At 64.7% G+C, this 13,695-nt stretch carries 15 protein-coding genes; 4 read left to right on the top strand and 11 right to left on the bottom strand.

Translation table 11 applies throughout. The features are described 5' to 3' along the window. Window positions 1–29: 29 nt before the first annotated feature. Complete coding sequence (locus tag ACWGS9_RS21865) at window positions 30–788, bottom strand: hypothetical protein (RefSeq protein ID WP_454507198.1); 759 nt, start codon at window positions 786–788, stop codon at window positions 30–32. A 118-nt stretch (window positions 789–906) separates the two neighbouring features. Beyond that, window positions 907–1,800, bottom strand: a complete 894-nt coding sequence (locus tag ACWGS9_RS21860; RefSeq protein WP_454507197.1) for a DMT family transporter — start codon at window positions 1,798–1,800, stop codon at window positions 907–909. Window positions 1,801–1,890: 90 nt separating this feature from the next. Here ACWGS9_RS21860 and ACWGS9_RS21855 point away from each other — a divergent pair, with 90 nt between their 5' ends. After that, entirely contained in the window at window positions 1,891–2,817 is a 927-nt protein-coding gene (locus tag ACWGS9_RS21855) for a LysR substrate-binding domain-containing protein (protein ID WP_454507196.1), read from the top strand. Window positions 2,818–2,823: 6 nt separating this feature from the next. On the opposite strand, the gene ACWGS9_RS21850 is transcribed toward ACWGS9_RS21855, so the two are convergent. Continuing rightward, the gene (locus tag ACWGS9_RS21850) at window positions 2,824–3,426 is read right to left on the bottom strand and encodes a hypothetical protein (RefSeq protein WP_454507195.1); all 603 of its coding nucleotides are present in this window, start codon (window positions 3,424–3,426) and stop codon (window positions 2,824–2,826) included. 115 nt (window positions 3,427–3,541) lie between these two features. On the opposite strand from ACWGS9_RS21850, the gene ACWGS9_RS21845 reads away from it, so the two are divergent. Continuing rightward, entirely contained in the window at window positions 3,542–3,775 is a 234-nt protein-coding gene (locus ACWGS9_RS21845) for a DUF2093 domain-containing protein (RefSeq protein WP_454507194.1), read from the top strand. 118 nt (window positions 3,776–3,893) lie between these two features. On the opposite strand, the gene ACWGS9_RS21840 is transcribed toward ACWGS9_RS21845, so the two are convergent. After that, window positions 3,894–4,715 carry an N-acyl homoserine lactonase family protein gene (locus ACWGS9_RS21840; protein ID WP_454507193.1) on the bottom strand — a complete coding sequence of 274 codons (822 nt, stop codon included), beginning with the start codon at window positions 4,713–4,715 and terminating at the stop codon, window positions 3,894–3,896. Between the two features lie 95 nt (window positions 4,716–4,810). Here ACWGS9_RS21840 and ACWGS9_RS21835 point away from each other — a divergent pair, with 95 nt between their 5' ends. Further along, window positions 4,811–5,710 (top strand): LysR family transcriptional regulator, encoded by a 900-nt coding sequence (locus ACWGS9_RS21835; protein ID WP_454507192.1) that lies wholly within the window; start codon window positions 4,811–4,813, stop codon window positions 5,708–5,710. A gap of 16 nt (window positions 5,711–5,726) precedes the next feature. On the opposite strand, the gene lpxK is transcribed toward ACWGS9_RS21835, so the two are convergent. The 7 genes from lpxK to epmA form a co-directional block, all read right to left on the bottom strand. Beyond that, complete coding sequence (gene lpxK, locus ACWGS9_RS21830; RefSeq protein WP_454507268.1) at window positions 5,727–6,755, bottom strand: tetraacyldisaccharide 4'-kinase; 1,029 nt, start codon at window positions 6,753–6,755, stop codon at window positions 5,727–5,729. Window positions 6,756–6,942: 187 nt separating this feature from the next. Continuing rightward, window positions 6,943–8,259: a lipid IV(A) 3-deoxy-D-manno-octulosonic acid transferase gene (waaA, locus tag ACWGS9_RS21825; protein ID WP_454507191.1), complete on the bottom strand. Its 1,317-nt coding sequence runs from the start codon at window positions 8,257–8,259 to the stop codon at window positions 6,943–6,945. Continuing rightward, window positions 8,256–9,035 carry a lysophospholipid acyltransferase family protein gene (locus ACWGS9_RS21820; protein WP_454507190.1) on the bottom strand — a complete coding sequence of 260 codons (780 nt, stop codon included), beginning with the start codon at window positions 9,033–9,035 and terminating at the stop codon, window positions 8,256–8,258. The genes waaA and ACWGS9_RS21820 overlap by 4 nt, the downstream gene beginning before the upstream one ends. Before the next feature lie 5 nt (window positions 9,036–9,040). After that, window positions 9,041–9,286 (bottom strand): DUF4170 domain-containing protein, encoded by a 246-nt coding sequence (locus ACWGS9_RS21815; protein ID WP_320212100.1) that lies wholly within the window; start codon window positions 9,284–9,286, stop codon window positions 9,041–9,043. A 73-nt stretch (window positions 9,287–9,359) separates the two neighbouring features. After that, complete coding sequence (locus ACWGS9_RS21810) at window positions 9,360–10,169, bottom strand: 3'(2'),5'-bisphosphate nucleotidase CysQ (protein WP_454507189.1); 810 nt, start codon at window positions 10,167–10,169, stop codon at window positions 9,360–9,362. Beyond that, complete coding sequence (locus tag ACWGS9_RS21805) at window positions 10,156–11,499, bottom strand: TldD/PmbA family protein (protein WP_454507188.1); 1,344 nt, start codon at window positions 11,497–11,499, stop codon at window positions 10,156–10,158. The genes ACWGS9_RS21810 and ACWGS9_RS21805 overlap by 14 nt, the downstream gene beginning before the upstream one ends. Before the next feature lie 261 nt (window positions 11,500–11,760). Continuing rightward, on the bottom strand, window positions 11,761–12,804 hold the full coding sequence (gene epmA, locus ACWGS9_RS21800) for an EF-P lysine aminoacylase EpmA (RefSeq protein ID WP_454507187.1): 1,044 nt from the start codon (window positions 12,802–12,804) through the stop codon (window positions 11,761–11,763). Between the two features lie 129 nt (window positions 12,805–12,933). Between epmA and efp the strand changes: the two genes are divergently transcribed. Then, entirely contained in the window at window positions 12,934–13,503 is a 570-nt protein-coding gene (gene efp / locus ACWGS9_RS21795; RefSeq protein WP_320212274.1) for an elongation factor P, read from the top strand. The last annotated feature ends 192 nt before the right edge of the window (window positions 13,504–13,695 follow it).

Here is a 13,695-nt window from a genome sequence, read left to right as displayed (position 1 = left end):
TACCAAGTTTGGCGAGATACGCCTGAGCATCATTTCTTTAGATGGTATTTTCTTGTCTTCGGATTGAGGGCATAGTCGTTCGCACCTGCGAATTTGCCGCCTCCAAAATCTACGGAAATGATGTCCTTGCCTCCCTCCACCCATTTTTGCACGTTCATATAAATGGGTGTCGTCGATATGCCGGCGTTGCAGTCCTCATCGTCGAACTCGATCTCCTGAACGGCCTGCTTTTTCTTCTTGTTGATCACCAGCATTTTCGTCATGCAGATGCCGGCATCGGATGTTGTGTAGATTCCGGCGAACCGGTCGGTGGCCGTCTCGGCCCAGAACGGAATCTCGACTGTTCCGCCGATCTTCCCCTCGCCTGTGTCGTCGAGGCTCGCGACGCTCTTCAGCATGACGGGAAATTTGTCCGCTCCCTTGCTCCAGGTCCCTGTCGCGCCGCTCTCGCTGAGATCGAGAGACAACGGACATCCGGCGGTATCGACGGGAGTCTTCGACCCCATTACCAGAACGCGTCGAAATTCCTTGTCGTCCGCGATCTCGCACAGCGAGACCCTTGAGCCGTCAGCCTTGCCGTAGATCGCGATGGGGCTTTGCCTGGCGTCGTACAAATAGCTTCCCTCGACGGTGATGCCGCTGCCGAAGCTGGCATAGCGCTGCAGGGAAAGATGGACCAGGTTCGGTCCGATGGAGCCTTCGTAGTTTTCGACCTGGTACCAGCCCGCGACGGCTTCTTCGCTGAGCAGCAGCAGGCAGAAAACCGCCGCTATGAACTCTCTTCCCATCCGTTCCCCCTCCATCAAGGCGGATCAGGATAGCTTGCCTTGCGCCTGCGTCACAGGGGCCGTGGGCTGCCAACTCGACTTGTCAATTCGAGTCTGGAAATGGCGGCAAGCTTTTGATTTACCGCTTCAAATTCACCACGATGACGCCACCCAGCGCCAGCGCGCCGCCGAGGATGCCGAGCAGGCTCGGCACTTCGCCCAGCCAGAAGAAGCCGATCAGCGCGGAGGTCGGCGAGACCAGATAGAGGAAGTTCGAGGCGCGAGCGGCGGGCAGGCGGGAGAGCGCGGTCGCCCATGCGGCATAAGCGATCAACGAGGGCACGATACCGAGATAGATGGCGGCGGCGAGGCCGGCGGTGTTGGCGACCGCTGCCTGCGAAAGCGCTTCCGGCAGGAACGGCGACAGGCAGAGCGCGCCGAGGACCATGTTGGAGGCGGCGATCGTCAGCGGATGGTGGCGGGCAAAGAGCGGCTTCTGGACGATGGTGTTGACGGCGGAGCAGAGCGCCGAGCCCAGCACCAGCAGCGCGCCGGCATTGAAATGCAGGCCGTGCCCGTCGGCCACCGCGATGATGCCGATGCCGGTGAAGGAGATGACCGTGCCGAGCCAGGCGAGCCCCGAGAAGCGCTCGCCAAGCAGCGCCATCGCCATGATGGCGGTGAAAATCGGGCTGACATTGATGATGAAGCCGGCCGCGCCGGCCGAGACGGTCAGTTCGCCGAAATTGAGCATGGCGGTGTAGAGGGCGACGAAGATGGCGCCGCCGAAGGCGAAGCGCCACAGCTCGTCGATCCTGGGCAGCGCCGGGCGCTTCACCGCGAGAAAGATGGCGGCCGGAACGGCCGCGATGGCAAAGCGCAGCGCGCCCAGTTCCAGCGGCTGGAAGGCGGCAAGGCCGGCGCGGATCGCCGGGAAGGCCGAGGCCCATCCGATGACCGTCAGCGTCACCGCGATCGCCGCGGTGGTGTCCATGCGCTGTGTCTCATTCAACGTGCCGGTGTAAGCGCTCATTGCCGTAGCCTCGTCTTTCTGTGTCATTGACGCAGAAAACGCCATCGCCGGCCAATTGACAAACGAGCAATTCGAGGGTCAGCTGTGAGCATGGATCACAGCTCAGAACAGATACTGCCGCTGGAAACCTTGCGCGCCTTCGACGCGGCGGCGCGCACCGGGAGTTTTTCCGCAGCGGCTGAAAAACTCAACCTCACCCATGGCGCGGTGAGCCGACAGATCGCCAAGCTGGAGGACTGGCTTGGCTTGAAAGTGTTCGAGCGCAACGCGCGCGGCGTCACGCTGACGATCGAGGGCAACCGCCTGCATTTGAGGACCACCGAAGCCTTCGCGCTGATCTCGGTCAATTCCGACCGCTGGGTCGAGCCGCGCGGCACCGCCGTGGTGCGGCTGGCCTCGATCCCTTCGGTGAGCGGGCTGTGGCTGATGCCGCGCATGGCCTCGTTGGAGAACCATCCGACCCGGCTGCGCATCGTGCTCGATGTCGACAACCGCCAGGCCGACCTCGCCGACGAAGGCATCGACCTTTCGGTGCGCTGCGGGCGCGGGCGCATTCCCGGCCGTGTCTCGGTGCAGCTTTTCGAGGAGCATATTTTCCCGATCGCCTCGCCGGAGCTGGCGAAGGAGATCGGACGAGGCGACCCTGCCCGGCTGCTGAAATTCCCGCTGATCAACGATTCCGACGCTTCCGCCTGGCGCGCCTGGTTCGCGGCGCAGGACATGGACTACCGCCCGCGCCCGCAGGACCGGCGTTTCGAGGACTATAATCTGGTGCTCGACGCGGCGGCGCATGGGCTGGGCATCGCGCTGGCGCGGCCGCCGCTTACCAAGGACCAGCTGAAATCGGGGCGCATCGTCACCGTCGACGAGCGCGTCGCGCTCAATCCGGTGTCCTATTGGATGGACCGCCCGGTCGGCCGGCCGCGCGCGGCGGCCGCGGACCTTGCCAGGCGCATTGCCGACCAGGCGGGGCTTGCTTCGGAAAAGCTGGAAGCTTTCCTGCGCGATGACGACTGAGCGGGATTAACGAAGCAGCAGAACCATGATGGTGGCGGTCACAGCCGAGACGACGGCCGTGACGACCGATATCGTCCAGAGCGATACCGGGACGGAATCGGATCGCGGTGCATGGCCAGCCGGACGGACTGCGGCACCGCGAGGCTGCGGCGCGTTGGCATTGGCCGCGACCAGCAGCGCGGCGGAAGCAACGACCGGCGAAACTGTTGACGGCGCCAGCGCAACCGCCGGCATGGACGTGCTGTCGGTGACCGCTGCCTGCGGCGGGACGAAGCCGCGCTGAGCCCGATCGGCATCGATCGCCGCCCTGGCCGTCGAGGGTCGTGCCGGCGCCTCGTCCGCGGCGGTATCGGGCTCCATGACGGCTCGGTAGGCGTCCTCGATCTCGGACGACGATAGCCGTTGCGACGATTGAGCGGCCGGGCGCGGCAGCCCGCCCTGCAGCGCCTGCGCCGCGATTTGCGCCGCCTGCCCCGTCGATGGCGCCGGCGGCTGGACGAGCGCCTTGACCAGCGCGGCGGTCGCCGGATCGGCCTTGGGCGACGGCAGCGCCCGCGCGGTGAGCGCTTCAGTGATCAACGTGTTCGAGCGGGTCGGAGTGATGTCCATGCCGGGCTCCCGGGAGCCATTCTGTCGCTCAGCCATACGGCACGAGCATTGCGTCAAGCTTGACGTTGCTTGCGATTTGTGGCGATTGAAACCCGATGAACTCAAGCGTCCTTTCATGATGAACCGTTTCGAAGGCCCGGGCGGCAGGGAAGCCCGGATCCGTTACCTCGACGGCGACTTCCAGGTCACCAGTCCCGGCTCGTTCGTGCGCTGCGCGGTGACAAGCGAGAACATTCCGCTCGACGAGCTCAAATATTGGAGCGTCGCCCGGCAGGAGCCCTATGTGAACGCGGCGGTCTCGCTTGCCCGCGAAATCGAGATGCACCCGGAACTGCGCAAACGGGGGTAAATTTCGCTGCGTGAAAGCCCTCGCACGTCTCTTCTTCGCCTTCTCTGTCCTCCCGGACATCTCCCCCACTTGGGGTGAAATTGGATGTGATTGCGGCTTTCGCCAATCGCCATCGTTGCTAACTGGCCGATACGACAAGCTGGCGGTTCACAAGGCGGAGACCCGATTCCGGATCATGCGTCGGCAGATAGATTGTCGGACGGCTTTGCGCAAAGGTCTTGATGCCATCAAGCGTGGCTTTTGCGATACCGTCACCGGCGCTCACCCCGTCGACAGTTCCTGAAAGCATGAGCGCCTGATTGTAGGAGGTGTCGCCGGCGAGGAAAATCGCGGTGTCGCCATCCTGAACAACGACAGACATATGGTTTGGTGTGTGTCCAGGCGTTGCCACGGCAACTATGTCGCCCGCCATTGTTAGCCGCTGGCTGCGCTTGAACGAGCCAAATTGTTGCAGCGGCAGTTCGACCGGCGTTGGGTCGAACCATGTTGGCCAACGATGGGGAAGGTATCCCCGCACCCGCCCGAGCAATCCGCGAGCCTGCGCGAGTTCACCGGCTGGGACAATGATTTCGCTATTGGGGAAGTGCGCAAGGCCCCCGTCGTGATCCATATGAAGATGAGTGAGCACGACTTTTTTAATGTCGCGCGGACCAATCCCCAAGGCCCGGAGCTGCGGCCCAATCTCTTGTTCGCGCTCGATTTGGAAGCCGACTTCCCATCTCACATAGGGATTGAGCTCACGCGAATGCTCCAACAGATGTGTCCCTTGGCCGCTGTCGACGACAATGACACCTTCAGGATGCTCGATCGCCCATGCGAATGTCGGCACCCAGTCGGTCCAATTCGGATCGAGGAATATGTCGATGGGGCCGTGACCTCGGCCTTTGACCTGGGCGGTTTTGATTTTAACTGTCCCTGTCTGGATAGCATGGATGCGCATCTGGGTTTCCCTCCTGAAGCGTTGGTGAACCCAAAATACGCCTCCTCCGGATGAACGGAATTGTCGAAGGTTGTTGAGTAGGCATACAAGAATGCATGGACAAGAATCCAGGCTGGGAGCTGTACAGGTCATTTCTGGCGGTCCTGCGCGAGGGGAGCCTCTCGGGTGCGGCGCGCTCCCTTAACCTCACCCAGCCAACCGTCGGCCGGCACATTCGTGAGTTGGAGGCCACTCTCGGCATGCCGCTTTTCACGCGCGCCCAAGATGGCCTGAGGCCGACCGCGGCATCCGTCATTGCGCAGCCCCATGCCTTGGCCATGGCCGCCGCCGCCGAAACGTTGCTGAGAGCGATTTCGAGCAAAGCGGGCCAGCCCCGCACAGTCGTCCGCCTCGCGGCCTCCGAGATCGTTGCGACGGAGATTCTTCCGCCAATTCTTACTGAATTGGAGCGGAGCCAGTCGGGATTGGTCGTCGAGGTCTCTGCCTCTGATCGGTTGGAAGACCTATTGCGGCGGGATTGCGATATCGCCATTCGCATGATGAGGCCGACACAGGTCGATCTCGTCGCGCGCAAAGTGGGTCAGGCTCGGCTGGGATTCCATGCTCACATGAGCTACTTGGAAAAGAACGGCAAACCCGCCAATTTACGCGAGCTGAACCGGCATTGCCTGGTGGGCTTTGATCATGAGACCTCTGCTGTCCGGGCCGTGCGTCGGCTCGGTTTGCAATTGAGGCGGGACGACTTTACGCTGCGGTCCGACAGCGCTCTTCTTCAGTTGGCAGCCATTAGGGCGGGATTCGGAATTGGAATCTGCCAATGCGCGGCCGTGCGCGAGGACGCCCGACTAGTGCATCTCCTAGCTGAAGAGTTTTCACCGAGCCTGGACGTCTGGGTCACGATGCATCGGGACTTGCGCAATAGTCCGCCCATGAGATCAATGTTCGACCATTTGGTCGAAGCGCTGAAACTTGTCTACGGGTCGTGGCGAACTTGACGCAATACTTCGAAATTCAGCCCCGCATCTTGCGCTGACGCCAGGCGTCGAGCGTCTCGTCGATGATGCGTTCGGGCACGTGGTCGAGCTCGAACGCGGCCTCGATATCGAGCACGTCCAATTGATCGAGGAAACCGGCGGGCGTCTCGCCGTGGCGCAGCCGCGCGGCGTCCTTCGCCGTGGTGACGAGGCGCAACCCCTCCTGCCGGGCGAGCATCAGGAGGTCGGCAAGATCGTCCTGGGCGTAGAAATGATGATCCGGAAAGGCGCGCGAAAGCGCGACTTCGCCGCCCGCGGCGCGGACCGTATCGAAGAATTTCTCCGGATGACCGATGCCGGCGAAGGCAAGGAAGCGGCCGCCGGCGAAGCGCGACGGGTCCGCCGGCGCGACATGGGCGAGGAAGATCGGCCGGCCGGCGCGCGCCGCCTGGCGCACGACGCTGTCGGCGGCGGCCCCCTCGCCCATCTTCAGCAAGCCGCTGGTGAAGACCAGTTGGTCGACGACCTTGGCGCGAAGCGGCCCGCCCGGGATGACGCGGCCGTTGCCGATGCCGAAACGGGCGTCGACCACGACCAGCGCATAGTCGATATGGATGCGCGCCGACTGGAAGCCGTCGTCCATGATCAGGAAGTCGCAGCCATGTTCCTCGATGAGCAGCTTCGCGCCGGCGGCGCGGTTCGCCGTCACCGCGACCGGCGCGTGTTCGGCCAAAAGCAGCGGCTCGTCGCCGACATGCTTGGCGGCGTCGTGATGCGCATCGACGACATGCGGCTTGGCGAACGAGCCGCCATGGCCGCGTGACAGGAAGCCGGGGGTTAGCTGCATGCGCCTGGCCTGTTTGGCCAAGGCAATGGCGACAGGCGTCTTGCCGCTGCCGCCAACGGTTAGGTTGCCGACGCACAGCACGGGTGCCGCGACCTTCTCGCGCGGAGCATGGCGCATGCGGCGGCCGGCGACGAGCCCGTAGGCCGCCGAGGCCGGCGACAGCGCGAGCACGCGCCAGTCGGGCTTTTCCCACCAGAAGGGCGGCGCTTCGCTGGTCATCGCGGCTGTCCCGCGCGGCTTGTCTTCGCGCATGAACTTTTCCAAAAACCGGTTCCGATTTTTGGCGTCATGCCCAGAGCATGATGCCGAAAAGTGTGAAGCGGTTTTCGGTCGACATCATGCTCTATCTCCTCGATTTAGAGCCGGATTCAGATTTCAGGTCGAACAGACCTGAAATCATCCGGCTCTAGCGCCCGTTGGCGCCTTTCAGGCGCGCCTTGACGACCAGCGGCTGGATATAGGGTTCCAGCGACTTCAGCGTTCGGGCAAGCGCGCCGCGCATCTCGTCGACGGTGGCCGCACCCGCCGCCATCATTTCGTGGCGCGCCGCCTCGTTGGTCAACAGGAAATTGACGGCGCCGGTCAGCATGTCGCGGTCGCGCACCAGCTTGGCGCCGCCGCTGTTGAGCAGGCGCTGATAGGCCTCGCGGAAATTCTGCACGTTGCGGCCGGCAAGCACGGCGGTTTCGAGCATCGCCGGCTCGAGCGGATTCTGGCCGCCTTCCGAAGTCAGCGAGCGGCCGACGAATGCGATCTCCGTCAACCTCAGGTAAAGGCCCATTTCGCCGATCGTGTCGCCGAGCAGGATATCGGTGTCGGGCGAGATGCGGTCACCCTTGCTGCGCCTTGCCACCGTCAGCCCCATGCCGGAAATCTGCGCGGCAAGCGCATCGGCGCGATCGGGGTGGCGCGGCACGATGATGGTCAAAAGCCCATGATGGCGCCTTTGCAGGCTGGCATGGACTTCCGCGGCAACCACCTCCTCGCCGTCATGGGTCGAAATCGCCGCCCATGTCGGGCGATCGCCGATCTGGCGCTGCAGGGTGGCCAGCGCCCGCTCGTCGACCGGCGGCGGGTTGGTGTCGACCTTGAGGTTGCCGGAGACGGTGACCGGACGGGCGCCGAGCGCGCGAAACCGTTCGCCGTCGACATCCGACTGGGCGATGACATGGGCGAGATTCTCGAACAGCGCCTCGGCAACGCCGGCGCGCTTCTTCCACGAGGTGAAGGAGCGGTCCGACAGCCGCCCGTTGACCAGAACCTGCGGCACGTTGCGGGCGCCGAGTTCCAGGATGGTCATCGGCCAGATCTCCGATTCGGCGATGATCGCCAGTTCCGGCCGCCAGTGATCGAGGAAGCGGCTTACCGCCGGCTTGAGATCGAGCGGCACATATTGATGGATGATACGGTTGCCGAGGCGCTCGTCGGCGACCTTGGCCGAGGTCACAGTGCCAGTGGTCAAGACGATGTTGACGCCATAGTCGAGGATACTCTCGACCAGCGGCACCACCGCAATCGTCTCGCCGACGCTTGCGGCATGGATCCAGATCACCGGTCCTTCCGGCCGGGGACGGCCGGCGACGCCATAGCGCTCGCGGCGACGGGCCCGGTCTTCCTTGCCGCGCGAGGCGCGCCAGGCGACATAGGGGCCGATCAGCGGATAGGCGGCCGCCCCCGCATAACGGTAGGCAGTAAGGGCCGCACGCGCCCAGCGCTCGCTCATTTGTAGCCATCCACGAGGCGATAGGCCTCGGCCGTCGCGGCGTTGAGGGAGGCGGTGACCTCCTGGCGCTTGCGCTCCATCTCGGCGTCGTCGGCATCGGCCGGCACGAAGACAGGCGTGCCGACGATGACCGCGGAGCGGCCGAAAGGCAGGTTGATTGTTGTCTTGTCCCAGCTCTTCTCCAGCACCTTGCGGCGGCTGGTGGCGATGGCCGAGGGCAGGATCGGCCGGCCGGACAGCCTTGCCAGAAGAACGATGCCCAGTCCGGCGTCGCGCGGCGTGCCGTTCGGAATGTCGGCGATCATGGCTACATTCTTGCCGGTGATCAGCGATTTCTTGAGCGCGATCAATGCCTTGGCGCCGCCTTTGTCGAGATGCCTCGAACTGTCGCGGCCGCCGGAGCCGCGCACGGCCTCGATGCCGAATTTCTCGATCATCAGCGCCTGGAGCTCGGCGTCGGCGCTGCGCGAAACCATGGCGACCAGCGGCCGGCCCTTGGGGTAATAGGCCGGGGTCAGAAGATGCTGGCCGTGCCAGAGCGCGATGATGCCGGGCTCGAGATGAGCATAGGCGCCGCCGGCGACCTGGGTCGAGCCTTCGACCAGCGGGCTGGTGACGCGAATCAGCCGCAGGAACCAGGCAAACAGGCTGGCGATGAAGTTCTTGACGAAACTCGATTGCGCCAGCGGCTCGCGGATGCGCCGCCACAGCGTGCGCGTTCCGCCGCGTCTGGCGGCGCGCCGCCTTGTCGCCCCTTTCACCGCTTCATGCTCCATCGACGTCAACCGCCGACCTTCGCTTCTGGATCGAGCAAGCGGTGCAGATGAACAACGAAATAGCGCATATGAGCATTGTCGACACTGGCCTGCGCCTTGGACTTCCAGGCGCCAAGCGCGGATTGATAGTCGGGGTAGATGCCGACAATGTCGAGCGTGTCGAGATCTCGGAACTCGGTTCCGCCCAGCTTTTTCAGCTCGCCGCCGAACACCAGGTGCAAAAGCTGCTTCTTTCCGTCTTCCACGGCCATGCCGATCCTTCGCGTATTCATGAATTGTGACAGGTCTAGACCAAAGCGGCCGGTTTTGGAACCGCCGACTGCCTCACCCTTCGTCAAGCCCGGCAATGACGCCGGTCAGCACGCCGAGCAGTTCGCCGCTGCCGGCGGCGAGCGCGCCGTGATTGATCACCTCGCCGGCATAGCGCGGCGGCTTGCCGGCGCGGTCGAGCAACGCGCCGCCAGCCTCGGTGAGGATCAGATCGGCGGCTGCGATGTCCCAGTCATGCGCGCTCGGCTTGACGAAGGTCGCATCGAGCTTGCCGGCGGCAATCATCGCCAGCCGATAGGCAAGTGAAGGAATGTAAGCCGTCCGCCGCAGCCTGTCTTGCCAGGCCTCCGGCATCAAGTCGACCAGCGGCTTGGGTCCGCCGATATCGACGTTCTGCCCAAGCGCACGCACATGGATGCGCTTGTCGTTGAGATAGGCGCCCTCGCCCGGCAGCGCCCAATAGGTCTCGTGTTTTGCAGGACATTCGAGCACGCCGGCGAGCGAGCGGCCGTCCTCGACCACGGCAACGCTGACACACCAGGAATGCAGGCCATCGAGAAAGCCGCGCGTGCCGTCGATCGGGTCGACGACGAAGGTGCGGCGGGCCGAAAGCCTGGCATGATCGTCGGCGGTCTCCTCCGACAGCCAGCCATAATCCGGGCGCGCCCCGAGCAAGGTCTCGCGCAGATAGGCGTCCGCCGCATGGTCGGCCTCGCTCACCGGCGAGGTGCCGCCCTTCATCCAGACCCGCGGGTTGTTGCCGAAATAGCCCATGGCGATGACACCGGCCTCGCGGGCGGCATCGCGCAGCAAGGCGAGGTCGTCGCGGGCCTCGCTCGATTTCAGTCGGTCAAGCGCCGGCAAGGGTCATCCCCTCAATCAGGAGCGTCGGGGCCGCCGTGCCGAAATTGCGGTCGAGGTCGCTCGCCGGCACCATGTTGAGAAACATGGTCTTCAGGTTCGAGGCGATCGTCACCTCGGCCACCGGAAAGGCCAACGCGCCGTTCTCGATCCAGTAGCCGGAAGCGCCGCGGCTGTATTCGCCGGTCACCATGTCGACGCCCTGGCCGAACACCTCGGTGACATAGAAACCGCGCTTCAACGACGCGATCAGATCTTCCGGCGAACGCTCGCCAGGCTCTATGGCAAGGTTGGTGGAGGACGGCGAAACCGACGAGCCGCTGCGCGAGCCGCGTCCATTGGTGGCGAGGCCGAGCTCGCGCGCGGCCGAAGTCGAGAGGAACCAGTGGTTCAACACGCCCTTCTCGACCATCAGCAGCTTCTCGCCCTCGACGCCTTCGCCGTCGAAGGGGCGCGAGGCCTGGCCGCGCCGGCGCAAAGGCTCGTCGGTCACGGTGATCCCGGCCGAGGCCACCTCTCTGCCCATCATGTCGCGCAGGAAGCTGGTCTTGCGGGCGACCGCGGCGCCGTTGATGGCGCCGGCGAGATGGCCGGCTATGCCGCGCGCGACGCGCGGATCGAACACCACGTCGACCGGGCCGGTGGCCGCCTTGCGGGCGCCGAGGCGGCGCACGGCGCGCTCGCCGGCCTTGCGGCCGATGTCCCCAGGCGCGTCGAGATCGGCGAAATGCTGGCGCGACGAGAATTCGTAGTCGCGCTCCATCGCCGTACCCTCGCCGGCAATGACGCTGGTCGAGCGCGAGAAACGCGAGGCGACATACTGGCCGACAAAGCCATGCGAGGTGGCGAGCACAAGGCCGCCCAGGCCGGCGCCGGCGCTGCTGCCCGAGGAATTGGTGACGCCCTTGACGGCCAACGCGGCCGCCTCGGCGGCAAGTGCGGCTTCCTTCAACTGGTCGGCCGACACCTCGGTCGGGTCGAAGAGGTCGAGATCGCGCAAATTGCGGGCGAGCAGCGCTGGATCGGCGAGGCCCTGGAACGGGTCTTCGGGCGAGACCTTGGCCATCGCCACGGCGCGCTCGGCAAGCGCCTTCGGGTCGGAAGCGGCGGTGGCCGAGACGCTCGCCACACGCTGGCCGACGAAGACGCGCAGCGACACATCCTCGCTCTCCGACGATTCGGTGCCTTCGACCTTGCCCAGCCGCACCGACACGCCGGCAGAGCGGCCGCGCACCGCCACCGCGTCGGCCGCATCTGCGCCGGCACGCTTGGCGGCCTCGACGAGCGCCGCTACGCGATCGGTCAATTTCGCTGCGTCGAGCTTGTCCGTCATGCGGTTGTTCCTGTTTGTTCAAGCAGTCTGTCTGGCAGGTGCGAGAGGCAGTCCGTCAGGTCGTCCCTTGCCGCACCTTCATGGATGCTGCGCACCATCACGGATGCTGCGCACCATCTATGGACGCCGAAGCATCCATCATGGATGCCACCGGCACCATCTATTGTTCCACCGCCGCTTGTGCAATGGCGGATGCGGCAATCTCAAGGCAATGGCCGTGGTTCGTGCGGGATGCTTTGCCGCAGCGGCATGAAGGGAGCGTCAGTCGGCCACCGGCGCCCAGATCACGTCGTCGATCCTGGCGGCTCCTGTCGCCAGCATCACCAGCCGGTCGAAGCCGAGGGCCGAGCCGCTTGCCTGCGGCATGATGGCCAAAGCCGCGAGGAAATCGTCGTCCAGCGGGTAGCGCTCGCCATAGACGCGCTCTTTCTCGTCCATCTCGGCGGTAAAGCGGCGGCGCTGTTCGGCCGCATCGGTGAGCTCGCCAAAGGCGTTGGCGAGCTCGATGCCGCAGCAATAGAGCTCGAAGCGCTCTGCGACGCGCGGGTCCTGCGCGCTCGGCCGGGCAAGTGCGGCCTCCGAAATCGGATAGCCGTAAAGGATGGTGGCCCGCCCCTGCCCCAGCGCCGGTTCGATTTTCTCCACCATCACCCGGCTGAACAGGTCGGCCCAGCTGTCGTCGGGCGCGGTGCGCAGGCCGGCGCCAACCAGCGCTTCGTGAAGCGCCTCACGGTCTGTGCTGGCGTCGACCGACACGGTCGCCAGAAGATCGATGCCTGCATGGCGCAGGAAAGCTTCCGCCACGCTCAGCCGCTCCGGCTCGGCGAAGGGATCGGCCTCGCGGCCGCGGAAACGGAAGCTTCTGGCGCCGGCCTTTTCCGCGGCAAGCGCCAGGAATTCGGCGCAGTCGGTCATCAGGCGCTCAACTGTATCGCCGACGCGATACCACTCGAGCATGGTGAACTCAGGGTGGTGCAACGGCCCGCGCTCGCGGTTGCGCCAGACCGCGCCGAGGCTGAAGATGCGCTTTTCGCCTGCGGCGAGCAGCTTCTTGCAGGCGAATTCCGGGGAGGTGTGGAGATAGAGCGGCCGGCGCGATGCATCCGGCCCGATCGCCTCGGTGGCGAAGGCGGCAAGATGCGCCTCGTTGCCCGGCGAGACCTGCAGCGCCGAGGTCGTCACCTCGACGAAATCGCGTTCCGCGAACCAGCCGCGCAGGGTGGCGGCGATGGCGTTGCGCGCCATCAGCCGTGGCCGGCGGTCGGCATGGATATGCGGCATCCACCAGGGCGAAGCGGCGGTCATGGGCAGGAAAATCGAGCGCAAGGCTGGCGGTTCGGCGCAAGATGCGCTAGGGCGCACGCGATGGCCGCCGTCGCCGCTTCGCGGAAATCGACGCATGCAGGCCGAAAAACTCGAATGGGATCGAATACCGTGGTCAAGGTCATCGCCAGTTCCTTACGCAAAGGCAACGTCGTCGATAAGGACGGCAAGCTCTATGTCATCCTCTTTGCCGAAAACATCCACCCTGGCAAGGGCACGCCGGTGACCCAGCTCGACATGCGCCGCATCGGCGACGGGGTGAAGGTGTCGGAGCGTTACCGCACGACCGAAATGGTCGAGCGCGCCTATGTCGAGGAACGCGAGCACACTTTCCTCTATTCCGACGGCGAAGGTTTTCACTTCATGAACCCGGAAAGCTACGACCAGGTCGTGGCCTCGGAAGGCGTGGTCGGCGACATGGCCCCCTACCTGCAGGAAGGCATGGCCGTGCAGCTCGCTCAGTTCAACGGCGTGCCGATCTCGCTGGTGCTGCCGCAGCGCGCCACTTTCGAGGTTGTCGACACAGAACCGGTCACCAAGGGCCAGACGGCATCGTCGTCATACAAGCCGGCGATGCTCTCCAACGGCGTGCGCACCGCCGTGCCGCCGCATATCTCCGCCGGCACCCGCGTGGTGGTGATGACCGCCGACGGCTCGTACGTCGAGCGCGCCAAGGACTGAGGTTTACGGCAGCCCAATTGCCGCCGGCTCGTCATAAATCCTCACCGGTTAAGGTGGCCTTTGACCTGTATCCGTCAGTTTCGAGCGCGGAAGGAACGGCAGCTTTGCGCCTCATGCACGAACCCGCTTCGCGGGAGGGGCGCCTCGTTCTGAGATGGCGCGACAGGCATTGGTCTTGAGCAGGTAGAAGTT

Source organism: Mesorhizobium sp. Arg314 (assembly GCF_053714275.1).
This window is presented reverse-complemented; position numbering and strand designations above follow the sequence as displayed.